Origin of the sequence: Sphingobium xenophagum, from assembly GCF_002288285.1 — a bacterium.
Taxonomy (GTDB): Bacteria; Pseudomonadota; Alphaproteobacteria; order Sphingomonadales; family Sphingomonadaceae; genus Sphingobium; species Sphingobium xenophagum.
This window is the reverse complement of record NZ_CP022745.1, coordinates 752,670-774,128: the sequence shown is the minus strand read 5'-3', so window position 1 is coordinate 774,128 and position 21,459 is coordinate 752,670. Positions and strand designations below refer to the sequence as shown.

The 21,459-nt window shown below is 66.4% G+C and carries 22 protein-coding genes and 2 pseudogenes; 12 read left to right on the top strand and 12 right to left on the bottom strand.

Translation table 11 applies throughout. From position 1 onward, the window contains the following. The first annotated feature begins 2 nt into the window (after positions 1 to 2). Positions 3 to 392 carry a GtrA family protein gene (locus tag CJD35_RS03810; protein WP_017184298.1) on the top strand — a complete coding sequence of 130 codons (390 nt, stop codon included), beginning with the start codon at positions 3 to 5 and terminating at the stop codon, positions 390 to 392. Further along, entirely contained in the window at positions 370 to 2,133 is a 1,764-nt protein-coding gene (locus tag CJD35_RS03805) for a hypothetical protein (protein WP_017184297.1), read from the top strand. Before CJD35_RS03810 ends, CJD35_RS03805 begins: the two co-directional genes overlap by 23 nt. On the opposite strand, the gene msrB is transcribed toward CJD35_RS03805, so the two are convergent. The 3 genes from msrB to CJD35_RS03790 are packed head-to-tail and all read right to left on the bottom strand — an operon-like array spanning position 2,114 to position 4,761. Then, entirely contained in the window at positions 2,114 to 2,590 is a 477-nt protein-coding gene (gene msrB, locus CJD35_RS03800; RefSeq protein WP_017184296.1) for a peptide-methionine (R)-S-oxide reductase MsrB, read from the bottom strand. The genes CJD35_RS03805 and msrB overlap by 20 nt on opposite strands. 18 nt (positions 2,591 to 2,608) lie before the next feature. Next, positions 2,609 to 3,799, bottom strand: a complete 1,191-nt coding sequence (locus CJD35_RS03795; RefSeq protein WP_026002602.1) for an ABC transporter permease — start codon at positions 3,797 to 3,799, stop codon at positions 2,609 to 2,611. Next, positions 3,796 to 4,761, bottom strand: coding sequence for an ABC transporter ATP-binding protein (locus CJD35_RS03790; RefSeq protein WP_017184294.1), 966 nt, complete (start codon positions 4,759 to 4,761; stop codon positions 3,796 to 3,798). Before CJD35_RS03790 ends, CJD35_RS03795 begins: the two co-directional genes overlap by 4 nt. A 34-nt stretch (positions 4,762 to 4,795) precedes the next feature. On the opposite strand from CJD35_RS03790, the gene queG reads away from it, so the two are divergent. Further along, the gene (gene queG / locus CJD35_RS03785) at positions 4,796 to 5,830 is read left to right on the top strand and encodes a tRNA epoxyqueuosine(34) reductase QueG (RefSeq protein WP_095686796.1); all 1,035 of its coding nucleotides are present in this window, start codon (positions 4,796 to 4,798) and stop codon (positions 5,828 to 5,830) included. Here the strand turns inward: queG and CJD35_RS23515 are convergent. Then, positions 5,827 to 6,200: pseudogene (locus CJD35_RS23515) on the bottom strand (hypothetical protein). The gene queG and the pseudogene CJD35_RS23515 sit on opposite strands and share 4 nt — an antisense overlap. Beyond that, positions 6,197 to 6,865: an EI24 domain-containing protein gene (locus tag CJD35_RS03775; protein WP_026002600.1), complete on the bottom strand. Its 669-nt coding sequence runs from the start codon at positions 6,863 to 6,865 to the stop codon at positions 6,197 to 6,199. Before CJD35_RS03775 ends, CJD35_RS23515 begins: the two are co-directional and overlap by 4 nt. Positions 6,866 to 6,976: 111 nt before the next feature. On the opposite strand from CJD35_RS03775, the gene CJD35_RS03770 reads away from it, so the two are divergent. Then, complete coding sequence (locus CJD35_RS03770) at positions 6,977 to 7,990, top strand: adenosine kinase (RefSeq protein ID WP_086485768.1); 1,014 nt, start codon at positions 6,977 to 6,979, stop codon at positions 7,988 to 7,990. Here CJD35_RS03770 and CJD35_RS03765 read toward each other — a convergent pair whose 3' ends face one another. From CJD35_RS03765 to tsaD, 3 genes are read right to left on the bottom strand one after another with little or no spacing between them, the layout of a single operon-like run. Then, positions 7,991 to 9,532, bottom strand: coding sequence for a lipopolysaccharide biosynthesis protein (locus CJD35_RS03765; RefSeq protein ID WP_370569440.1), 1,542 nt, complete (start codon positions 9,530 to 9,532; stop codon positions 7,991 to 7,993). Positions 9,533 to 9,554: 22 nt separating this feature from the next. Continuing rightward, a complete protein-coding gene (locus CJD35_RS03760) occupies positions 9,555 to 10,526 on the bottom strand; it encodes an NAD(P)H-dependent glycerol-3-phosphate dehydrogenase (protein WP_026002599.1) in 972 nt (323 codons plus the stop codon). Between the two features lie 11 nt (positions 10,527 to 10,537). Then, positions 10,538 to 11,572 carry a tRNA (adenosine(37)-N6)-threonylcarbamoyltransferase complex transferase subunit TsaD gene (gene tsaD / locus CJD35_RS03755; RefSeq protein WP_086485967.1) on the bottom strand — a complete coding sequence of 345 codons (1,035 nt, stop codon included), beginning with the start codon at positions 11,570 to 11,572 and terminating at the stop codon, positions 10,538 to 10,540. Between the two features lie 44 nt (positions 11,573 to 11,616). Here tsaD and hemC point away from each other — a divergent pair. The 4 genes and pseudogenes from hemC (at position 11,617) to CJD35_RS03735 (ending at position 14,968) form a co-directional block, all read left to right on the top strand. Further along, positions 11,617 to 12,542 (top strand): annotated as a pseudogene (gene hemC / locus CJD35_RS03750) (hydroxymethylbilane synthase). Beyond that, positions 12,539 to 13,210 (top strand): uroporphyrinogen-III synthase, encoded by a 672-nt coding sequence (locus CJD35_RS03745; protein WP_017184247.1) that lies wholly within the window; start codon positions 12,539 to 12,541, stop codon positions 13,208 to 13,210. The pseudogene hemC and the gene CJD35_RS03745 overlap by 4 nt, the downstream one beginning before the upstream one ends. Then, the gene (locus CJD35_RS03740; RefSeq protein WP_017184248.1) at positions 13,207 to 14,115 is read left to right on the top strand and encodes a hypothetical protein; all 909 of its coding nucleotides are present in this window, start codon (positions 13,207 to 13,209) and stop codon (positions 14,113 to 14,115) included. The genes CJD35_RS03745 and CJD35_RS03740 overlap by 4 nt, the downstream gene beginning before the upstream one ends. Before the next feature lie 109 nt (positions 14,116 to 14,224). Then, positions 14,225 to 14,968 carry an esterase/lipase family protein gene (locus tag CJD35_RS03735; protein WP_017184249.1) on the top strand — a complete coding sequence of 248 codons (744 nt, stop codon included), beginning with the start codon at positions 14,225 to 14,227 and terminating at the stop codon, positions 14,966 to 14,968. A 37-nt stretch (positions 14,969 to 15,005) separates the two neighbouring features. Here CJD35_RS03735 and gltX read toward each other — a convergent pair whose 3' ends face one another. Both gltX and CJD35_RS03725 read right to left on the bottom strand, forming a co-directional pair. After that, positions 15,006 to 16,334, bottom strand: coding sequence for a glutamate--tRNA ligase (gene gltX / locus CJD35_RS03730; RefSeq protein WP_017184250.1), 1,329 nt, complete (start codon positions 16,332 to 16,334; stop codon positions 15,006 to 15,008). Between the two features lie 39 nt (positions 16,335 to 16,373). Next, positions 16,374 to 18,035, bottom strand: coding sequence for an NAD+ synthase (locus tag CJD35_RS03725; RefSeq protein ID WP_017184251.1), 1,662 nt, complete (start codon positions 18,033 to 18,035; stop codon positions 16,374 to 16,376). Between the two features lie 134 nt (positions 18,036 to 18,169). Between CJD35_RS03725 and CJD35_RS03720 the strand changes: the two genes are divergently transcribed. Then, positions 18,170 to 19,105 carry a ribose-phosphate pyrophosphokinase gene (locus CJD35_RS03720; RefSeq protein WP_006952279.1) on the top strand — a complete coding sequence of 312 codons (936 nt, stop codon included), beginning with the start codon at positions 18,170 to 18,172 and terminating at the stop codon, positions 19,103 to 19,105. A 5-nt stretch (positions 19,106 to 19,110) separates the two neighbouring features. On the opposite strand, the gene CJD35_RS03715 is transcribed toward CJD35_RS03720, so the two are convergent. After that, positions 19,111 to 19,347: a hypothetical protein gene (locus CJD35_RS03715; RefSeq protein ID WP_017184252.1), complete on the bottom strand. Its 237-nt coding sequence runs from the start codon at positions 19,345 to 19,347 to the stop codon at positions 19,111 to 19,113. Positions 19,348 to 19,402: 55 nt separating this feature from the next. Continuing rightward, complete coding sequence (locus CJD35_RS03710; protein WP_017184253.1) at positions 19,403 to 19,825, bottom strand: VOC family protein; 423 nt, start codon at positions 19,823 to 19,825, stop codon at positions 19,403 to 19,405. A gap of 65 nt (positions 19,826 to 19,890) precedes the next feature. On the opposite strand from CJD35_RS03710, the gene CJD35_RS03705 reads away from it, so the two are divergent. The 3 genes from CJD35_RS03705 to rplT all read left to right on the top strand — a co-directional run bounded on the left by CJD35_RS03705 (position 19,891) and on the right by rplT (position 21,410). Beyond that, positions 19,891 to 20,700: an inositol monophosphatase family protein gene (locus tag CJD35_RS03705; protein WP_017184254.1), complete on the top strand. Its 810-nt coding sequence runs from the start codon at positions 19,891 to 19,893 to the stop codon at positions 20,698 to 20,700. Between the two features lie 130 nt (positions 20,701 to 20,830). After that, entirely contained in the window at positions 20,831 to 21,034 is a 204-nt protein-coding gene (gene rpmI, locus CJD35_RS03700; protein WP_004208916.1) for a 50S ribosomal protein L35, read from the top strand. Positions 21,035 to 21,047: 13 nt separating this feature from the next. Beyond that, on the top strand, positions 21,048 to 21,410 hold the full coding sequence (gene rplT, locus CJD35_RS03695) for a 50S ribosomal protein L20 (RefSeq protein WP_017184255.1): 363 nt from the start codon (positions 21,048 to 21,050) through the stop codon (positions 21,408 to 21,410). Positions 21,411 to 21,459 lie beyond the last annotated feature (49 nt).

The following is a 21,459-nucleotide window of genomic DNA, read 5'->3' as shown; positions in this document are numbered from 1 at the left end:
GCATGTTGGTGGCGCTGGTTTCGCGTCTGATGTTTGCCCGCTATCTGCTGGCCAGCATCTGCGCGCTGTCGAGCGACATGGCGCTTTTCCTGATGCTCGACCATGTCGGCGCCGCCCCCATGCTGGCGGCGTTTGGCGGTTATGCCGTCGGTCTGATTGTCCACTGGACCATCAGCATCCGTTTCGTGTTCGATACCGGCACCGGCCCGACCCACGCGCAGCGCGCCGGGTTCGTGGCGAGCGCCCTGCTGGGGATGGGCATTACCCTTTCCATGGTCGGCGGGCTAAGCCTGATCGGCGTTGCTCCGACGATCGCTAAATTGTTGTCCGTGCCGGTCAGCTTCCTCACCGTTTATGCGATCCGCAAATATGGCGTCTTTGCCCGCGCCTGACGGAAAGCGGGCGGCGCTGCTTGCGCTGCTTGCCTGGCTGCTGTGCAGCGCGGCTATGCTGTGGCTGTTCCGGGGCGATTTCGCCACGCTTGGCTTTCGCGATCCCGATGACGCCATGCGTCTGGTGCAGGTCCGCGACTGGATAGGCGGGCAGGCCTTCTGGGATGTCAGCCAGCATCGCGTGAACCCGCCCATAGGCGGGCCGATGCACTGGTCGCGGATCGTCGATATGCCAATCGCGGCGCTGATCCTGCTGCTGCGCCCGTTGCTGGGCATGGCGACGGCGGAACTGGTCGCCTGCGCCGTCGTGCCGCTGCTGCTGCTGGGCGGGCTGACCGCCGCGCTGTTCGTCGCCACGCGCCGGATTGCCGGGACGATCGTGGCGTTGCTGGCCATCGTCCTGCTGCTGACCGCCCCGTCGATCCTGGTCCAGTTCACGCCGCTCAGAATCGACCATCATGGCTGGCAGATCATGGCCGCCGCGCTGGCACTGGGCGGCGCGATGGACTCGCGCCCGGTGCGCGGGGGCATCGTTGCGGGGCTGGCACTGGCGCTCTGGCTCCAGATTTCGAGCGAAGGCCTGCCCTATGCGGCGCTGTTCGCTGCGCTGTTTGCCCTGCGCCACTGGATCGACCGGGCCGAAACGCCGCGCTTCGTCGGCTTCACTGTCGCACTGGGCGCAGCGGCGCTGATCCCGCTCATCTTGTTGCGTGGGCCATCTGCCGTACTGGCGCGCCAGTGCGACGCGCTCTCCTTCGTCTATGTCTGGCCCTTGGTCGCTCTGGCGGTTGCGACGCCTGCCGCCGCAAGATTGATCGGCCCGTCCACCGCGCTACGCCGCTGCCTGATCGGCGCGATCGGGGGCGGCGCGGCGCTGGCGACCTTCCTGCTGACCGGCGGGGCGTGCCTGTCGGGTGATCCCTTCGCGGCGTTGGGACCGCTGGCCTATAAGCTCTGGTATTTGCAGGTCATGGAGGGGCGGCCGATCTGGGAACAGAGCCGGTTGATGGTGGGCGTCATCCTGCTTCCCTCGCTATTCGGCCTGATTGCCACGCTATTGGCGGCGCGCGCGGCCAGCGGCCCGGTGCGGATGCGCTGGCTGACAATGGTGCTGCTGCTGGCCGGGGCGATGCTGGTCGCGATCATGGTCATGCGGGCCGTGTCCGTGGCGCATCTGTTCGCCCTGCCCGGCACCGCCTGGCTGCTGTTCGCCCTGTTCCGCCGGGTGCAGGCGTCCGCCAGCGCGATGGTGCGGATAGCCGGTTCGGTCGCACTCGTGCTGCTGACTCCGGCTGGTCTCTGCGCGCTGTGGGTGGCGTTGGCCGCAAAGCCCGAATCGGCCCGAGATGCCAGCGCCAATTGCCGCGCGGCCACGGTGCTGGCCCCGCTGCGCACCCTGGCGCCCACGACCCTGTTCGCGCCGATCGACCTTGGCCCCGACATTCTCGTCCAGACCCGCCATAGCGTCATCGGCACTGCCCATCACCGCAATGCAGCGGGGATTACAGCGGTGATCGAAGGCTTTGTCGATGCGCCGGACCAGGCAAGAACAGTGATCGGCGCAACCAGCGCGCGCTATGTCGTGACCTGTGACGGCCTAAACGAATATCGCCTCTATGGCCAAGCCAATGGCAAGGGTTTGGCGGCGATGCTGGCACGCGGCACGATACCGCCATGGCTGGAGCCTCTGCCGACCAAAGGCCCGCTGAAAATCTACCGGATCAGGCCGCCACGAAGCTGAGCGCGACGCCGTTCATGCAATAGCGCAGGCCCGTGGGCTTTGGCCCGTCGTCGAACACATGGCCCAGATGCCCGCCGCAGCGCGCGCAATGAACCTCGGTCCGGGGATAGCCCAGTGCGAAATCGCGACTGGTGCCCACCGCCTTGGGCAGTGGGGCGTAGAAGCTGGGCCAGCCAGTGCCACTGTCGAACTTGGTCTTGGAGCTGAACAATTTTTGTCCGCATCCAGCGCAGGCGAAAATGCCCGCGCGATGTTCCTTGTTGAGCGGGCTGGTGAAGGGATGCTCCGTCGCCTGCCTGCGCAACACATTATAGGCGAGCGGCGATAGCCGCTTGCGCCATTCCGCATCGCTCAGGGCATAAGGATAGGCGGCCTCCGCCGTGCCAAGGCCCAGCCGCCACCAGCCCAGCGCCATCGCGCCGGTCGCTATGCCGCCCAGGAAGAATCGCCGGTTCATGACGCCATTAAACATGGTTCAGCCTGTCGTGTTCCTGAACAGGCGTTTCCACCAGCTGCCGCCCGACTGCATGACATGGCGGCGGAACAGCAGCACGCCCACGCGGATGATCAGCGCCACGAACGCCGCCTGCCACAGCAGCGCCAGCAGATGCGGCCACAGCGCATCGGATTGCGCCGCGCGCGCGATCATCGCGAAGGGTGAACTGAACGGAAAGATCGTCGCCGCGACTTCCGCGGGCGATCCCATATGGTCGACGGCGTAATTGGCGAAAAAGAAGATCAGCATCTGCCCCATGGTCACCGGCATGTTCAGTGTCTGCACTTCGCGCACCGTAGCCGCCTGCGCGCCGATCCCCAGGAACAGCGATCCCAGCAGCGTATAGGCCATGGCGAAATAGAGGGTGGCAAGGATCAGGAATATCGGCCAGCCCACCGCGGGGGCTGGCAGGCTGGACCCGCCCCCATGCAGCGCCAGGAAGATCGCGAAAGCGGTGCCGCCCCAAAAGGCGATGCCGACAAAGCTCATCGCCAGCATCGCCATCAGCTTGCCGAGGAAAATCGCGTCTATCGGTACGGCGGCCGCCAATATCTCTATGATCTTGTTCGTCTTTTCCTCAACCAGATTGGACAGGATCATTCCCGCCAGCAGGATCGTCAGGAAAAACATCACCACCTGCGCCACGCGGCCGATCAGCAACCGCGCCTGCGCCTGCGCGCCAAGGCTCTTGGCGACTTCCTGCCGCTCCACCTGCACGAGCCGCAGCGTATGTTCCGCTTGCGCCGCGCTGGCGATCAGGCTCATATCGCCCTGCAACTTGTCGAGATCTTCCGCTTTGCCGGTCAGGATCGGGTGCGCGACCGATCCGGAAAGGATCGCCACCACCGCCGAATCAGGGCGCGCCAACTGCTCGCGCGGTGCCGGGGTCAGCGGCACGCGCCGCAGCCTGACCAGCGCCTGATCCCCCATCCGTTCGGTCAGACGGGCATGGGCGCGCTCCAGCTTCGCGGCCTCCCCTGCTGGCATGGCGATGCCCACCAGCGGGCGCAGGTCTGTGCTGGCAATCTTCTCGCCCAGGCCGCCAAGGGCCATGCCGATCAGAATGGGCAGCAACGGGCCGAGCAGAAACAGGATGAAGGTGCGCGACAGCACGACGGCGGTGAAGTCCCGCCGGGCGATGACCAGCGCGGCGCGCAGCATCTCTCTCATGCGTCCTGCTCCCGTGCCTGCGCTTCTTCCATCTGGCGCGCGGTCGCGGCACCGGCGATGGCGACGAAGGCGTCGTGCAGGCCCGGCCGTTCGATCGACAGGCTTTCAATTCCCGCCTGCCCATCCAGCAGTGCGCGTAACAGCGGCTCGATCCCGTCATCCGGCAGGGCGAAATGCCATGCGCCATCCTCCACGACGGTATCGGTGGGCAGCGCGCGCCGCCACGCCCCGTCGCTGGCTTTGGTGCGCAGCCGCACCTGCGGGCGTAGCCGATCGCGCGCGTCAGCCACTGTCCCCTCGAACCGGATGCGTCCGCCCGCGACGATGGCGATCCGTTCGCACAGCCGTTCGGCATGGGCGATGACATGGGTGGAAAAGAGGATGGTGACGCCTCGACGCGCCTGCTCACGGATCAGCGCCTCCAGCTTCTCCTGATTGATCGCATCCAGCCCGGAAAAAGGCTCGTCCAGCAGGATCAGCCGGGGTTCGTGGATGATCGTCCCGAACAATTGCACCGTCTGCGCCATGCCCTTGGACAGTTGGCGGATCGGCTTGTCGATCGCGCCGCCCATGCCATGCCCCTCCAGCATCGCCCGCGCCCGTTCGCGGCCCTGCTTCAGCGGCAACCCGCGCAGCGCGCCCATGAAGGCGATCGCCTCAAACGCCTTCATCGACGGATAAAGCCCGCGCTCTTCCGGCAGATAGCCGACCTGCCGCGCCATCCGCAGCGGGGCGGGGTCGCCCAGCAGCGACCGCGTGCCCTCGTCCGGGTCGATGATGCCCAGCAGGGTGCGCAGCAGCGTCGTCTTGCCCGCGCCATTTGGCCCCAGCACGCCATAGATGGACCCGGCAGGCACGGCGATGTCGACGCCGTCGACCGCGCGGAAACTGCCGAATGTCTTGACAAGGCCATGGCCTTCGAGCGCATAGCGGAGGGGCGGGGCCGGAGTGTCGCCGTTCATCCGCTCCTGATAGTGTCCCCCCATGCCAACGCAAATGGAAAGCTTGGAAACCCGTCTGAAGGTGCAGGCCGCGTCGCTGGGCTTTGCCGCCTGTGCCATCGCGCCTGCGGACGTGGCGCCGCAGGCCGGCAAGCGGCTGGGCGAATGGCTGGATGCGGGCCATCATGGCGACATGCTGTGGATGGAGGAGCGTGCGGGACAACGTGGATCGCCGCGCGGCCTGTGGCCGGACGTGCGCAGCGTCGTCATGCTGGGGATGAGCTATGCGCCGGGGCGCGATCCGCTGGCGCTGGCGGACGTGCCGGACCGCGCGCGCTTATCCGTCTATGCGCAGGGCAAGGACTATCATGATGTCGTCAAAAAGGGTCTGAAAAGCCTGGCCCGCTGGCTGGTGGATCAGCAACCCGGCGCGCTCAAGGTGTTCGTCGATACAGCGCCAGTCATGGAAAAGCCGCTGGCGCAGGGGGCGGGGTTGGGCTGGCAGGGCAAGCATAGCAATCTGGTCAGCCGCCAGCATGGCAGCTGGCTGTTTCTGGGGGCGATCTACACCGAAATCGCGCTGGAACCCGACGCGCCGGAGGTCGACCATTGCGGCAGTTGCACCGCCTGCCAGACGGCCTGCCCGACCGATGCCTTCCCATCCCCCTATGTCGTCGATGCCCGCCGCTGCATTTCCTATCTGACGATCGAACATAAGGGGCCGATCCCGCACGAACTGCGCGAAGGCATAGGCAACCGCATCTATGGTTGCGACGATTGCCTGGCGGTCTGTCCCTGGAACAAATTTGCCGATCAGGCGGCGGCGAACAAGGCGTTCGTGGGCCGCGCCGAACTCGCCGCGCCTGCCCTTGCCGACCTGCTCGCGCTGGACGATGCCGCGTTTCGCGAAATCTTCTCCGGCTCCCCCATCAAGCGCATCGGCCGCAATCGCATGGTGCGCAATGCGGCGATCGCGGCGGGCAATAGCGGCGACGCGCGCTTGCTCGGCCGGTTGCAGGTGCTGGCGGGCGATGACGATCCGGTGGTCGCGGAAGCGGCGACCTGGGCGATCGGGCGGCTGTCAGTCTAGCGCGCCCGCAATGCCGTCGCGCAGGCCGACGGATCGACATCCGTGCCAGCAGGCGAGCGCGCGTCCACATGGGTGACCACTGGCTCCTTGCCGCGCGCGGGGGCGTAGAGATAGGTGTCTAGGACGCAGCGGCCATTGGCAAATTGCAGCTTGCGCACCGTTGCCTCGCGAATGTCGAGCCGGGGCGTGCCGAACATCTGGGTCAGGGCGCGGGCGTCCGCGCCCATCAGCGGGCCGGGCTTGCCAAAGGCGCTGGCCGGGGGACCGGCGGGCGGGGGGCGATGCCGGTCTGCGGCACCACGCTGCCAGCGCCGCAGGCGGCAAGCGGCAGCGACAGCAGCGCGATCAGGGTAAGGCGGGGGGCGTTCATACAGGCTTCCTTCTGACGCCGTGCAGCATGTGGACCGCCATAGCCGCGCTCCAGATCGGCGCAAGCAGGTTGACCAGCGGGACAAGGAACAGAAGCGCCGAAGCGAGCCCCAGAAGCCATCGGCTGCCGCGCGGGATCGGCGGATGGCCGGGATGGCGTGGTTCCACCATGTCGGCCAGATCGCGACCCAGCAGATAGGCGTTGAGCGCCAGAAACAGCCCGATCGTCCCCACGCCTGTCACCAGCAGCGCGATATAGGCAGGCAGCGCCAACAGGTTCCAGCCGATCGTCCGCGCGACCGAGGCCAGCGCATAGCGGATGCTGCGCGCCGGTCCGACCGGGCGCGCATGGGCCGCAGCGTCCGGGTAACTGTTGCTCTCGACGGCGACGACAATGTCGTCGGCGAACAGGCCCATCACCGCCATCGCAGTCGCGCGAAACAGCAGCCATCCTGCCGCGACGACGATCAGGGCGGTCGCCGCCGCCTCCGCCAGGCCGCCGCCGCCCCAGCCATAATGGAGGCGCAGCGCATGGAATCCTGCCCACAGCCCCACCGCCAGCAGGGCAAAGACCAGAAGCGTCAGCAACAATGTCTTGACCAGCAGCCGCCTGGCGGCGGCATGGAAGATCAGCGGGAAGGCGCGCAGCGCGGCGGTCAGGACCATCGCGTCCTTATCCTGCCTGTCGCGAGGCCCGTCAATCGCACGCTGTTGCATGGCGACACGCGCGCCGATAGAGACGGCACCCGGACATTCCCCGTACCATAAGGATATTGCGTGACCGCTTCCGCTTCAGTTTCGGCCCCGACGCTTGACGTCGTCGCCATCGGCAACGCCATTGTCGATGTTCTCGCACGCAGCGATGACGCCTTTCTGGCCGAACATGCGCTGACCAAGGGCGGGATGCAGCTGATCGACGCCGATATGGCCGAAGCGCTCTATGCCGACATGCCCCAGGCCAAGGAAATCAGCGGCGGATCAGCCGCCAACACGCTGGCGGGGCTTGCCGCGCTGGGCAAGACGTGCGGCTTTATCGGCCAGGTGAATGACGATCAGCTGGGCACGGTATTCGCCCATGACGTTCGCGCGCTCGGCATCCGGTTCGACACACCGGCGATGACTGGCGACGTGCCTACCGCCCGCTGCCTGATTCTGGTGACCCCCGACGCGCAGCGTACGATGAACACCTTTCTGGGCGCATCGCAATTTTTGCCCGAAGCCGCGCTCGACCTCGACATGATCCGGTCGGCCGGCATCCTTTATCTGGAAGGCTATTTGTGGGACCCGCAGCAGCCGCGCGCGGCGATGCGGGCGGCGATCGACGCGGCGCGCGGTGCGGGGCGCAAGGTCGCCTTCACCCTGTCCGACAATTTCGTCATCGACCGGCATCGCGCCGATTTTCTGGACCTGATCGATCATGGCCAGATCGACATCCTTTTTTCCAATGAAGGCGAAATCCAGTCGCTCGCGCAGATCGACGATTTCGACAAGGCCGTGGCGACGATGGCGGCCAAGGTGCCGGTGCTGGTGTCGACCCGCAGCGAAAATGGTGCGGTCGCGATCGTCGATGGCATGCGTTACGAGGCACCCGCCGCGCCGGTCGCGCAGATCATCGACACGACGGGCGCTGGCGATCTGTTCGCCGCCGGTTTCCTTGCCGCCCATATCGATGGCCGCAGCGTGGCCGATTGCCTGGCATTGGGTGCAGCGGCGGCGGCCGAAGTCATCTCCCACTGGGGCGCGCGACCGGAGGATGATCTGGGCGTGATCCGCGACAGGCTGTTCGCCTGATCAGTCCGCCTTGCGCTTGCGGAACAGGGTGCGGTCATCGGGGCCAAAGCCCCAGCGCCAGATGACCACGCCATAAGCGCCCAATATCGCCCAGACGCCGACGACCAGTTCGACCCATTCCAGGCGCGGCGGCAGGGCGACGAAGGCCGCGCCGACGATGCAGGCAACGCCTGCTGCGCTGAGCAATGGCCAGCGCCAGGCGTTGATCGGCGCATCGAGCAGTCGCGCGAGCAGCCGCGCCTTGACGAAGGCGCCGACCGCCAGCGCAAGGCACAGCGCCAGCGCCGGGGCGGCGGCGACCGCCATGACCGGGAGGCCAAGTCGACGGGCGAGCAGGATCAGCGCGAAGCTGAAAACGGCCTGACAGCCGATCATGCCGAGCGAGATCATCAAATTGCGGTGGCGCGCGATATAGACCAGCGCTGATTCGCTGACGACTGCGGTGGCGGCGATCACTTCGGCCAGCAGCAGGAAGGCCAGCGCCCCGGTGCCGCTGACGAAATGCGGGCCAACCAGCCCCATCACCGCTTCGCCGGGGATGCCGAGTGCCAGCGCAATTCCGGCCTGCGCGGCGATGATCCAGAACCCGACCTGGCTGACCTGCCGCGCGATCCCGGCCAGATTGCCCTCCGCCAGATTGCGGGTGATGACCGGGCCCAAAATCGGGTCGAAGCTGGTCTTGAGCTTCTGCGGCAGCGATGCGACCTGTTGCGCGACATAATAGATGCCGATGACCGCCGGGCTGACGAACAGGCCCAATATGGCCATGTCGAGCCGCCGCGATCCCCATTCCACCCCGTCGGCCGCCGCCAGCGGCAGGTTGCGCCGCGCCAGCCGCCATAGTCGGCCAGAATCAGGCCGCCAGCCCACAGGCAGGCCATAATGGCGCGCCATCGGAATGATGGAGGCGATGAAGGCGGCGATCATCGACACGGCGTAGGACAGGATCAGCCCGTCACGGGTCGAATAAAAGGCGAAGGCGAAGGCGCCGATGCTGATGGCCCAGGGTTCTATGATAGAGCGCGCCCGCACTGTCGCGCCAACGTCGAATTTATAGGCGCAGGCGGCCAGCGCCACGTCCGACCCGGCAACCGCGATGACGACCAGCGCCAGCAGCCGGTCGAGGCCGTTGATGCCGCTATTGGGGAACATGGCCTGCGGAAAGGCGACCAGCAGGCCAGCGCCCGCCAGCGCGGCGATCATCGTCACCAGCATTGCGTCGGTGACGACATGGGCGTGGGGCCGTTCGGTCTGGCTGAGCGCTCCCGCCAGCCCGCGTTTCAGCCCCAGCGTCGCGAGTTGCGCGACAAATTCCACCACCAGCACGGCATAGGCGAAGCGGCCCAGCGCTTCGGCGCCATAGACGCGACCGGCGATGAACAGGAAGGGCAGCCGCGCGGCCAGGCGAAGAAGGAAGCCGAACACATTGGTCCGCCCGCCCTTCGCCAAGGCGGCGATGTCATCCTCGTCCTTAGGCGCAGGATGCTGCCCGGCCAATCGATTCCCCTCTGTCGTCGCGTCTGTTGACCCAAATGTAGCCATGATGGTGCGGGCGCGCGATGGCTTATTCGGGCCGCAACGGGCGCGCGAGCAGCGCGTCGATCACGGTGCCGAGCGGCGCAGCGTCGGCCAGCAGGGCGCAGACCGCTTCGACCACCGGCATTTCGACCCCTGCCGCGCGCGCCGCATCGCGCAGCACCGGGGCGGTAAACGCGCCTTCGGCCACGGTACGGCGGTTGGACAGGAGTTCAGCGGCGCTACGCCCTTCGCCCAGCCCCTTGCCCAGCGAGAAGTTGCGCGAATTGGTGGAGGAACAGGTCAGCACCAGATCGCCCAGCCCCGATAGTCCGGCCAGCGTCTCCGCCCGCGCCCCGCGCGCCAGGCCAAAGCGCGTCATTTCGGCAAAGCCCCGGCTGATCAGCGCCGCGCGGGCGTTAAGGCCCAGACCCGCGCCGTCCGCCACGCCACAGGCGATCGCCAGCACATTCTTGACCGCGCCCCCGATTTCCGCGCCGGTGACGTCGTCGGACAGATAGGGCCGGAACGCCGGGCGGGCGATCCGCGCCGCCAGTTGCGCGCCCAGCACGGCATCGTCGCACGCCAATGTGATCGCGGTCGGCAACCCTTTGGCCACTTCATGGGCGAAGGTCGGGCCGGACAGGACGGCGATGGGCGATGTCGGCTGCACGGCGCGCGCCACTTCACCCATCAGCAGGCCGGAGCCGGCCTCGATCCCCTTGGAACACAGGACCAGCGGCACACCGGCTGGAGCCTGGCGGACGACATCGCGCAGATGTTGCGCCGGGCTGACCACCAGCACCATGTCGCAATCGCCCAGGTCGGCCATCGCGCCGGTCGCCCGGATCGACGGGGCTAGCTTGATACCGGGCAGATAGAGCGGATTTTCGTGCCCGCCATTGATCGCGTCGACCACTTCGGTCTCCAGCGCCCACAGCGTCACGGCCTGTCCGTCGGCGGCGAGCAGCTGCGCCAGCGCCGTGCCCCATGCGCCGGCTCCGATGACGCCCGCCTTCATGCCTTGCCCATTCATGCTTTCACTCCGGCGCCACGCGCCTTTTCCGCTGCGGGATCCAATGGCCAGCGCGGCCGGGCGGGAACGGTCAGATCGTCGATCAGTCCTGCGGCGAAGCGCTCCGCCCCGGCCCAGGCGATCATCGCTGCATTGTCGGTGCACAGCCACAAGGGCGGCGCGGCGAAGGGCAGGCCATGGTCCGCCGCCAGCTGTTCGAGCGCCGCGCGGATCGCCTGATTGGCTGCGACGCCGCCCGCCACGACCAGCGCGGTCATGCCGTCCGCCTGCGTCAGCGCGCGGCGGGTGCGGTCGATCAGGCAGTCGATCACCGCCTGCTGGAAACTCGCCGCAATGTCCGGTTGCGAATATTGCCCGGACTGGACCGCGCGCATGACCGCGCTTTTCAGGCCCGCGAAGGAGAAATGCGGTTCCGCCGTGCCGAGCAGCGGGCGGGGCAGGGGAACGGCCCTGGGATTGCCCTGCGCCGCCGCCTTTTCCACCTGCGGGCCGCCGGGATAGCCAAGCCCCAGCAGCTTGGCGGTCTTGTCGAACGCCTCGCCCGCCGCATCGTCGATCGTGGTGGCCAGACGCGCATAGTCGTCGGGGCCGCGCACCAGCAAAATCTGGCAATGGCCGCCCGACACCAGCAAGAGCAGGTAGGGGAATTGCAGCGTCCGGTTGGACAGGCGGGGCGAAAGGGCGTGGCCCTCCAGATGATTGACCGCGATCAACGGCTTGCCCGCCGCATGGGCCAGCGCCTTGGCCGTCACCAGACCCACCATCACCCCGCCGATCAGGCCCGGCCCGGCGGTCGCGGCGATCACATCGACCTGATCGAGCGTCATATCCGCATCCGTCAGCGCGGCTTCGATCAGGGGCGCCAAGGCCTCAACATGGGCGCGGGCGGCGATTTCCGGCACGACGCCGCCATAGGGGCGGTGCGCCTCTTCCTGCGTGGCCAGCCGATGCGCCAATATCCTGCCGTCGGCCGTCACCAGTGCCGCTGCGGTTTCATCGCAGCTCGATTCCAGGCCAAGGATGATTGTCATTGCCGCTTCCATCTAATGCCCGTGCCCATTAGAGCAAGCCGCATATGATTTTGTTCGACCGACCGTTGCGCCTCGGCACCAGGGGTTCGCCCCTTGCGCTGGCCCAGGCCCGCATGACCGCCCGCGCTTTGTGCGATACCCATGGCTGGCCCGATAGCGCCGTGGCCATCGTCACCGTCCAGACCAGTGGCGACCGGATACAGGACCGCGCACTGGCGGAAATTGGCGGAAAGGCGTTATGGACCAAGGAATTGGACCGTGCGCTGGCGGAGGGTGACATAGATTTCGCCGTCCACAGCATGAAGGATGTGGAAACGCTGCGCCCCGCCGCGATGCGTATCGCCGCAATGCTGCCGCGCGCCGATGTGCGCGACAAGCTGGTCGGGGCAGACAGTTTCGACGCGCTGCCCGACAATCCGGTGGTCGGCACCAGTTCGCCGCGCCGCGCCGCGCAGGTGGCGCGGTTGCGACCGGACGCCACCATCACGCTGTTCCGGGGCAATGTCGCGACACGGCTCGCCAAGCTGGCGGCGGGCGAAGTTCATGCGACGCTGCTGGCGGCGGCGGGGCTGGACCGGCTGGGGCAGGGGGAGGTCGGCATCACGATTCCCTTCGACACGATGCTGCCCGCCCCATCGCAGGGGCGGTCGGGATAGAGACGCTGGCCGACAATGAAGCCGTGCTGGCGGCGCTGGCCGCGATCAGTGACGCCGATACGTTCGATTGCGTCATGGCCGAACGGAACGTGCTGATGGGTCTGGGCGGCACTTGCCATTCGCCGATCGCCGCGCTGGCGCTGGTGGATGGCGACCGGCTGCACCTTCGCGCAGAGATCATCAGCCCCAACGGGCAGGAGACGGTACGCGATGAAGCGCGGATCGACCGGCATGACAGCGATGCCGCGCAGGCGATGGGTCGATCGCTGCTGGACCGGGCCAGCCCGGCGCTGCGGTCCCTGTTCGAGGGATGAGGCGGGTTATTGTCCTGCGGCCCGAACCGGGGGCGGGCAGGACGGCGCAGGCCGTGGCGCGGCTGGGATGGGAGGCGGTCGTGCATCCGTTGTTCGCGCCCCAGGCGCTGGAATGGACGCCGCCGCCTGCCGGGGATTTCGACGCGCTTTTGATGACCAGCGCCCATGCGGCGCGGCTGGCGGGTCCGGCACTGGCGGCCTATCACGGACTGCCCGCTTATGCGGTGGGCAGCGCGACGGCGGCGGCCATGCGGGCGCAGGGCTTTGACGGGGTGAGCGCAGGCGATGCCGACGCCAGCACGATCGCCGCGCGGATCGCAACCGAGGGCCATCGCACGGTGCTGCATCTGGCGGGCACGACGGTTGCGCCCATGGCGACAGGATCGCTGCATGTCAGGCGGATCGCGGTGTATAGCATGACCAGTCTGCCGCCCGATCCCGCGCTGTTGGACGATGCGACGCCGGGATCGGTGCTGCTCGTCCATTCCCCGCGTGCGGGCGAGCGGCTGGCGGAGCAGGTCGCGCCGACTGCGCGTGCTGCGCTGCATATCGTGGCCATCAGCCCCAAAGCGCTGGCGGCGTGCGGAAGCGGCTGGGCCAGCGGTCATGCGCCCGACCAGCCGGGGGATGACGACATGCTGGCTCTCTTGCGCGGTTTGTGCGAATGACGGATGTCATGACAGGCAAGAGGGGCAGCATGAGCGACGAGGATGGCCTTGGCAGCATGACCCCGACCCCGCCTTCCGCCCGGCGACGGAGCATGGTGCCGCTGCTGGTTTTGATCCTTCTGGCCTTTGTGGTGGGGGTTGGCGTCACCATCTGGGCCTGGCCGCAAATCCAGAGCCGCATGGACGAACCGCAGCCACAGGCGGCCAGCATGGCCCCGCCACAGGCCAGCACTGTCCCGCGGACCCTGACGCAGCGCTCCTTGTCCATTGACGCCGCGCAGATGCTCGACGCGCGCGTGGTGCAGCTGGAGGAGCGGTTGACACGCATCACCGTGGAGGCGCAGGCGGCGTCGGGCAATGCTGCGCGAGCGGAGGGGCTGCTGGTCGCCTTCGCCGCGCGCCGGGCGCTCGATAGCGGGACGCCATTAGGCTATATCGAAGGGCAGTTGCGGCTCCGCTTCGGCCAGGCCCAGCCGCGCGCGGTCGCGACCATCATCAATGCCGCGCGGGAGCCGGTGACACTGGCCGACTTGCGCGGGGGGCTGATCGACATTGGCGAGCGGGCCACGACGCCGCCTGCCAATGCGAGCTGGTGGAGCGCGCTGGAACATGAAGCGCGCGAACTGGTGACGATCCGCCGGGCGTCGTCTCCTTCGCCCCGTCCGCAGGCCGGGTTCGACCGGGCAATCCACTATCTTGACGGCGGGCGGGTCAATGCCGCGCTGGCAGAGGTCGAGCGGCTGCCAGGCCGTGCGGCCGCTGATCGCTGGATCCAGCTTGCCCGCCGCTATCTGGAGGCGCGCCGCGCTCTTGACCTGATCGAAACGGCAGCCATATTGGAACCGCGCGTGTTGCGCAGTGCGGAGGGCGCGCCGGTCGCGCAGACGTCGCCGCTTGCCCCCTGATCCGATATTGCGATAAACAGTTTATCAGTTGCGACGAAACCGATGGACGCGGACGGCGTTTGTCACGACAGTGTCATCTTTGCCTCCAGGCCAAAGGGATTTTGTCGTCGTGCCTCCTTATGCTGCCGTCACCACTTTCTGGAAGGATCGCCTGGCGTCCGGCCCCCGTGCCGCCCGGCCTTCGATTCAGCATCTGGTCGGCAATATGGCGCTGCCCTTCGATCTGGCGCGGACGCGGGCGCAGGCCGATATATTGGCGCGGACGATACAGGGCGATGGTCGCACGCTGCTGCTGATTCCAGGCCTGCTGGCATCGGATGCGCGAATGGAGCCGATGCGCGCGATCCTCAACAAGGCCGGATTTGATGCCCATCATTGGGGCATGGGGCGCAATTATGGCCCGAAGCCGGACAGCCTGGACGCGATCGACCGGCGGGTGGACGAAATAAGGCGGACGACCGGCGGGCCGGTGACGCTGGTCGGCTGGAGCCTTGGCGGACTATATGCGCGCGAATATGCCAAGCTGGCGACGGCCAAGGTCGGCGGCGTGGTGACGCTGGGCACGCCTTTTTCCGGCGACCCGCGTGCCAATCATGCCTGGCGGCTGTATCAGCTGGTGTCAGGTACGCCGGTCGATCGCCCGCCCTTTCCCTGCATGCGGGAGGTCAAGCCGCCCGTTCCGACCGTGGCGCTCTGGTCGCGGCGCGACGGGGTGGTCCTGCCCGAATGCGCCAAGGGGCGCCGGGGGGAGCGGGATAGCGCGATCGAGGTGGATTGCACCCATATGGGTTTCGCGGCCGCCCCGGAAGGCATCGCCGCCGTGGGCAAGGCGCTGGCCTTGACGCGCGCCTGAGGCGATCCAGGCCCGCGTAGAGCGGATCGGATCGCCTTTAGGTTCGCAGCCGGGCCAGGGCTTCGTCCCGCCCAATCAACGGCAGCAATTGTCCCATGTCCGGCCCGTGATCCAGCCCGGTCAGCGCGCGACGCAGCGGCAGGAACAGCGCCTTCCCCTTGCGACCGCTTTCCTCCTTCAGCGCATGGGTCAGCGTGCGCCAGATGTCGGCGTCGAAGGGGGCATCCGTTAGGATGGCGTGGGCGCGGGTCAGGAAGGCGCGGTCGTCCGGATCAGGCGCGGGCGCGTCCACGGGACCTGTGACGATCCGCCACCAGTCGGCGGCACCCGCAACCGTCTCCAGATTGGGACGGATGGTGTCCCATGCCTGGCCATCCATGCCATCGGGCAGACGGGTGGCAACCGCCTCATATGGCAGCAGATGAACGATCTTCTGGTTGAGAGTGGCGAGTTCGCCTTCATCGAAGCGGGCTGGGGCGCGGCCAAAATGGGCAAAGTCGAAACTGTCGACCAGCGGCTGCATGTCCGCGAACGGCTCGATGGGTTGCGAACTGCCCAGTCGCGCCAGCAGCGAGGCGATGGCGGCAGGCTCCAGCCCGATTTCGCGGAAATGGGCGACGCCGAGCGAACCCAGCCGCTTGGACAGCTTGCCCTCGCTTCCCGTCAGCAACGCTTCATGGGCAAAGGCCGGGAGCGGCGTGCCCAAGGCCGTGAACATCTGGATTTGTGTCGCGGTGTTGGACACATGATCCTCCCCGCGCAGGACGTGGGTGACGCCCATGTCAATGTCGTCGATCACCGAAGGGAGCATATAGAGCCAACTGCCATCGGCGCGGCGAATGACCGGATCGGACAATGTTTTGGGGTCGAAACGCTGCTCGCCGCGGATGAGGTCGGTCCAGACGATGGGCTGGTCATGGTCCAGCTTGAAACGCCAGTGGGGCGCGCGCCCTTCGGCTTCATAGGCGGCGATCTGATCCGGCGTCAGCGTCAGCGCGGCGCGATCATAGACCGGCGGCAGGCCGCGCCCCAGCAGGATTTTGCGCCGAAGCTCCAGTTCCTGTTGCGTCTCATAGGCGGGATAGACATGGCCCGACGCCCTGAGCGCCTCGAACCGCGCTTCATAAAGGGCGAAGCGGTCGGACTGCTTCGCTTCGGCGTCCCAACGGAGCCCCAGCCATTGCAGGTCGGCGCGGATGGCATCGGCATATTCGGTGCGTGAGCGTTCGAGGTCGGTATCGTCGAGCCGCAGGAGAAATTGCCCGCCGCTTTTTTGCGCCCACAGCCAGTTATGCAGCGCGGCGCGGATATTGCCGACATGAAGGTGGCCGGTGGGCGAGGGGGCGAAGCGGGTGATGACGGTCATGTTTATCACTCATTCCCCGTTCGGTTCGAACGGAGGTTGTTAAAGGGTGCGAAATGCGTTGGTGATCGGATAGCGCCGGTCGCGGCCGAAATTGCGGCTGCCCAGTTTGACGCCGGGCGGGGACTGGCGGCGTTTATATTCCGCGACATAAAGCAGCCGTTCGATCCGCGCGACCGTATCGCGATCGAAACCGCGCGCGACCAGTTGTTCCACCGACAATTCCTCCTCCACCAGGCCATAGAGGATCGGGTCCAGCACCTCATAGGGGGGCAGGCTGTCATCGTCGCGCTGGTCGGGGCGCAGTTCGGCGCTTGGCGGCTTGGTGATGACCCTTTCGGGCATGACCGGGCCGGCGGGGCCAAAGCCTTCGCCCAGCGTCGGGACATTGTCGTTGCGCCAGCGGCAGAGGTCGAACACCGTGGTCTTATAGGCGTCCTTCAACACCGAATAGCCGCCCGCCATGTCGCCATAAATGGTGGCGTAGCCGACCGACATCTCGCTCTTGTTGCCGGTGGTCAGCAGCATGTGGCCGAATTTGTTGGACAGCGCCATCAGCGTTACGCCCCGGATACGCGACTGGATATTTTCCTCGGTCAGGTCGCGCTGGCGACCCGCAAACACTTCGCCCAGCATCGTGTCGAACGCGCCGACTGCCGGTTCGATGGGGATAGTGTCGTACCGCACGCCCAGAAGCCGCGCGCATTCGACGGCATCGTCCAGGCTTTCCTGACTGGTGAAGCGCGACGGCATCATCACACACCAGACGCGATCGGCCCCCAGCGCATCGACCGCGACTGCGGCGGAGAGCGCCGAATCGATCCCGCCCGACAGGCCCAGCACCACGCCGGGAAAGCGATTGCGGTTCACATAGTCGCGCAGGCCCAGCACCATCGCATTATAAATGTCGGCAGGCCGCTCATCCAGAACATGGACCTCGCCGGGCAGGCAGACCCACTGGCCGTCCCATTTTTCCCAATGGGTCAGCACCAGCGCTTCTTCCCAGTCAGGCATTTGCTGAGCGATGCCGAAATCGGCGTTCATCACGAAGGACGCGCCGTCGAACACCAGTTCATCCTGCCCGCCGACGCGGTTGAGATAGGCCAGCGGCAGGCCGGTTTCGCGCACCCGCGCGCCCGCCACCATGGTCTGGCGGCGGTCATCCTTGTCCACCTCATAGGGGCTGCCATTGGGGCTGATCAAAATCTCCGCCCCTTCCGCTTTCAGATGCGCGGTGACGAAGGGGAACCATATATCCTCGCAGATCGGTACGCCGATCTTCACCCCGCGAAAGGCGATCGGCGCGGGCAGCGGGCCGGGGGCGAACAGGCGTTTTTCGTCGAACGTGCCATAATTGGGCAGTTCGCGCTTCTGCCGGATCTGGGTGACTGCGCCGCCTTCCAGCAACGCGACGACGTTGAACAGGACGCCCTGGGCGGCAACCACGGTGCCGACCAGCATCGCCGGGCCGCCATCCGCCGTCGCCTGCGCCAGCCGGTCCAGCTCCTGATTCGCGCGCTCGACCAAAGCGGGTTTCAGCACCAGATCTTCGGGCGGATAGCCGATCAGCTGCAATTCGGGATAGACGATCAGGTCCGCGCCCACGGCCCTGTCCCGCCATGCCAGCATCGCGTCGGCATTGGCGGCAAGGTCGCCCACCGATTGGGTCATCTGGGCAAGGGCGATCACGAGTTTGTCGGTCATGGTCGGGCCGTTAGAGCATTTTGCCGCCACGCGCAAAAGCGCCTTTCCAGCAGGAACGGACGCGGCTAAAGGGGCGGCGTTTTCACGCAGCGTCATCAATTCGTCACGCCGCCAAATAGCAGGGGAACTTGGCCATGAAGCTCATGACCGGCAATTCCAACAAGCCGCTCGCGGCCGCCATCGCCGATTATATCGAAATTCCCCTGACCGACGCCAGCGTCCGCCGCTTCGCCGATGAGGAAGTGTTCGTGGAAATCCACGAAAATGTCCGGGGTGAGGATGTGTTCGTGATCCAGTCCACCAGCTATCCGACCAACGATAATCTGATGGAATTGCTGATCATGATCGATGCGCTCAAGCGCGCATCGGCCAAGCGTATCACCGCGGTCGTCCCCTATTTCGGCTATGCCCGGCAGGACCGCAAGCCCGGCCCGCGCACGCCCATCAGCGCCAAGCTGGTCGCCAACCTGATTACCAAGGCAGGTGCCGACCGCGTCCTGTCGGTCGATCTGCACGCGGGACAGATTCAGGGTTTCTTCGACATTCCGACCGATAACCTGTTCGGTGCGCCGGTCATGTCGGCCGACATTCAGGCGCGCTTTGGCGATCGCAACATCATGGTCGTGTCGCCCGACGTCGGCGGCGTGGTGCGCGCGCGGGCGCTGGCCAAGCGGCTCGACAATGCCCCGCTTGCCATCGTCGACAAGCGCCGCGAGCGCGCGGGCGAATCGGAAGTCATGAACATCATCGGTGACGTGTCGGGCCGTTTCTGCGTGCTGATCGACGACATCGTCGATTCGGCGGGGACGCTGTGCAACGCGGCGAGCGCATTGAAAGCCGCAGGGGCAGAGGAAGTCGTCGCCTATGTCAGCCATGGCGTGCTGTCGGGCGGCGCGGTCGCGCGGGTCGAGGCGTCGGACCTGCTGGAACTGGTGATCACCGATTCGATCCAGGGGACGGACGCGGTCAACAATGCCGCCCATATCCGCCACCTGCCGATCGCCCCTTTGCTGGGCGAGGCGATCAAGCGGATTGCGGACGAAAGTTCGGTGTCCAGCCTGTTCGATTGAGGGGTCTAACCTGCTGGCAGCAGTACCAGCGGCAAGGACAGGATCATGATCAGCGCGGCCACGACGCGCTGGCCGCGTGATATGCCAAGCGGCTTGCCCTGCCAGATCATGGGGCAAGCCAGCACTGCGAGCGCGATCAGCAGGTTGGACAGGGTGGCCGCGCCGCCGACCGGCATGTCCTGCCGCAGCGCAAGCCCTGCGAACAGGCCGACAAAACTCAAAAACCAGCCGATCAGCGCCATGCGCCCGCTCCCGCCATCCAGTCCCCAAGACTAGCGCGACGAGGTTGCCGAAGGCTTAAGCGGCCCAGGGATCGTAGCTGCCAAAGCTCCAGACATTGCCTTCCGGGTCGAGCGCGCTGTATCCGCGCCCCGGATAACCGTCATTATCATGCGGCTCATCGACCACCACGGCGCCTTCGTTGCGGGCATGGAGGCAATGGGCATCGACATCGGGCACCACGACATAGACGCACCCCGTCACCCCGCCCAGGTCGCGCGCGGTGGACCATGTGTAGAGCGATTCGGCGGCCATGTCCTGCACACTGCCGAGCATCACCATGCCGTCATTCAGCACCAGTTGGGCATGGTGGATGATGCCGGGGTCGGCATCATCGGCATAGACGGCGTGGCGCACGAAACCGAAGGCTTCGCACAGAAAGTCGATAGCGGCGGGGGCATCGGCATAGCGCAGGCATGGGATAACGGGCGAACCGGGCATTTTTCCCTCCTTCTCCATAGATCCGCAGTCTAGCGCAACGGCCGCGCAGCCGCTAGGCGAAGGGCATGACCACCCGTGATGATCTGGCCCTGGCCAACCACCTTGCCGACGCCGCCGGCGCGGCGATCCGCCCCTTTTTCCGCGCCCGCTATGACATGGAATATAAGGCGGACAAATCGCCGGTGACGCAGGCCGATCGCGCAGCAGAGGCGGCGATTCGAGCGATTTTGGAGAAGGAGCGTCCGGGCGACGGCATCATTGGCGAGGAATATGGATCGGTGCGGGAAGGCGCCGAGCGGGTGTGGATACTCGACCCCATCGACGGCACCCGCAGCTTCATCGCCGGGCGGCCGATCTTTGGCACGCTGATCGCGCTGACACAGGGCGGCTGGCCGACGATCGGCGTCATTGACCAGCCGATCGCCAATGAACGCTGGGCCGGGATGGCCGGGCAGCCGACGACGTTCAATGGCCAGCCGGTTCGCACCCGCGTCTGCCGCGCACTGGAGGGGGCAGGCATTGCGACGACCAGCCCGCACCTCTTCGACGATGGCGATGTGCCTTATTATATGGCGCTGGTCGCGGCGGTTTCCGGTGGATCGCCGCGTCAGGGGCCGGTCTATGGCGGCGATTGCTATAATTACGGTCTGGTTGCGTCCGGCTTCCTCGACATCGTGATCGAATCGGGTCTGCAATCCTATGATTTTGCCGCGCTGGTGCCAGTGGTCGAGGGCGCGGGCGGGTTGATGTGCGACTGGAATGGCGAGCCGCTGACGGCGGACAGCGATGGGCGTGTTCTGGCGCTGGGCGATCCGGCCCGGCTGGAAGATGTGCTGGAAGCGATGGCTGGGGCGACAGACCATCATCATCATTGAAATTCCGCGAATCGCTTGCCTTTCCGTGCATACCCGCCTATGCGCGCCCTTCACGATTCAGTGGGACCGCCCGGCTAACTAGGGCTGCCGGGGCTGTCTGCAATCGTCGCGCTACGCAAAGGAGACGAAAATGCCCAAGCTCAAGACCAAGAGCGGTGTGAAGAAGCGCTTCAAGTTCACCGCTTCCGGCAAGGTCAAGCACGGCGTCGCTGGCAAGCGTCACCGCCTGATCAGCCACAACGCCAAATATATTCGCCAGAACCGTGGTACTTCCGTGCTGTCCGATGCCGACGTGGCTCACGTCCGCCTCTGGGCACCCTACGGCCTGAAGTAAGGAGTAAGGGACAATGGCACGCGTCAAACGGGGTGTAACCACCCGCGCCAAGCACAAGCGGATTCTGGAACAGGCGAAGGGCTATTATGGCCGTCGCAAGAATACCATCCGCGTCGCCCGTCAGGCGGTCGAAAAGGCCGGCCAGTACGCCTACCGCGATCGCAAGGTCAAGAAGCGCAGCTTCCGTGGCCTGTGGATCCAGCGCATCAACGCGGGTGTCCGCGCTGAAGGCCTGACCTATTCGCAATTCATGCACGGCCTGAAGCTGGCCGGCGTGCAGCTGGACCGCAAGGTTCTGGCCGACATTGCGATGCACGAAGGCGAGGCGTTTAGCGCCATCATCGCCCAGGCCAAGGCTGCGCTGCCCGCAGCATAAGGCCGGTCGGTCGCAAGATCGTCAAAAGGGCGCCGGGGCAGATGCTTCC

Excerpts from the sequence above, each read along its gene's own strand:
- CJD35_RS03765 (WP_370569440.1), bottom strand. The coding sequence starts at position 9,532 with ATGGCTACATTTGGGTCAACAGACGCGACGACAGAGGGGAATCGATTG.
- rplT (WP_017184255.1), top strand. The coding sequence starts at position 21,048 with ATGGCACGCGTCAAACGGGGTGTAACCACCCGCGCCAAGCACAAGCGG.
- CJD35_RS03720 (WP_006952279.1), top strand. The coding sequence starts at position 18,170 with ATGAAGCTCATGACCGGCAATTCCAACAAGCCGCTCGCGGCCGCCATC.
- msrB (WP_017184296.1), bottom strand. The coding sequence starts at position 2,590 with ATGAACCGGCGATTCTTCCTGGGCGGCATAGCGACCGGCGCGATGGCG.
- CJD35_RS03810 (WP_017184298.1), top strand. The coding sequence starts at position 3 with ATGTTGGTGGCGCTGGTTTCGCGTCTGATGTTTGCCCGCTATCTGCTG.
- CJD35_RS03805 (WP_017184297.1), top strand. The coding sequence starts at position 370 with ATGGCGTCTTTGCCCGCGCCTGACGGAAAGCGGGCGGCGCTGCTTGCG.
- CJD35_RS03795 (WP_026002602.1), bottom strand. The coding sequence starts at position 3,799 with ATGAGAGAGATGCTGCGCGCCGCGCTGGTCATCGCCCGGCGGGACTTC.
- CJD35_RS03740 (WP_017184248.1), top strand. The coding sequence starts at position 13,207 with ATGACGGATGTCATGACAGGCAAGAGGGGCAGCATGAGCGACGAGGAT.
- rpmI (WP_004208916.1), top strand. The coding sequence starts at position 20,831 with ATGCCCAAGCTCAAGACCAAGAGCGGTGTGAAGAAGCGCTTCAAGTTC.
- CJD35_RS03725 (WP_017184251.1), bottom strand. The coding sequence starts at position 18,035 with ATGACCGACAAACTCGTGATCGCCCTTGCCCAGATGACCCAATCGGTG.
- CJD35_RS03760 (WP_026002599.1), bottom strand. The coding sequence starts at position 10,526 with ATGAAGGCGGGCGTCATCGGAGCCGGCGCATGGGGCACGGCGCTGGCG.
- gltX (WP_017184250.1), bottom strand. The coding sequence starts at position 16,334 with ATGACCGTCATCACCCGCTTCGCCCCCTCGCCCACCGGCCACCTTCAT.
- CJD35_RS03715 (WP_017184252.1), bottom strand. The coding sequence starts at position 19,347 with ATGGCGCTGATCGGCTGGTTTTTGAGTTTTGTCGGCCTGTTCGCAGGG.
- CJD35_RS03775 (WP_026002600.1), bottom strand. The coding sequence starts at position 6,865 with ATGGTCCTGACCGCCGCGCTGCGCGCCTTCCCGCTGATCTTCCATGCC.
- CJD35_RS03705 (WP_017184254.1), top strand. The coding sequence starts at position 19,891 with ATGACCACCCGTGATGATCTGGCCCTGGCCAACCACCTTGCCGACGCC.
- CJD35_RS03710 (WP_017184253.1), bottom strand. The coding sequence starts at position 19,825 with ATGCCCGGTTCGCCCGTTATCCCATGCCTGCGCTATGCCGATGCCCCC.
- CJD35_RS03745 (WP_017184247.1), top strand. The coding sequence starts at position 12,539 with ATGAGGCGGGTTATTGTCCTGCGGCCCGAACCGGGGGCGGGCAGGACG.
- tsaD (WP_086485967.1), bottom strand. The coding sequence starts at position 11,572 with ATGACAATCATCCTTGGCCTGGAATCGAGCTGCGATGAAACCGCAGCG.
- queG (WP_095686796.1), top strand. The coding sequence starts at position 4,796 with ATGGAAAGCTTGGAAACCCGTCTGAAGGTGCAGGCCGCGTCGCTGGGC.
- CJD35_RS03790 (WP_017184294.1), bottom strand. The coding sequence starts at position 4,761 with ATGAACGGCGACACTCCGGCCCCGCCCCTCCGCTATGCGCTCGAAGGC.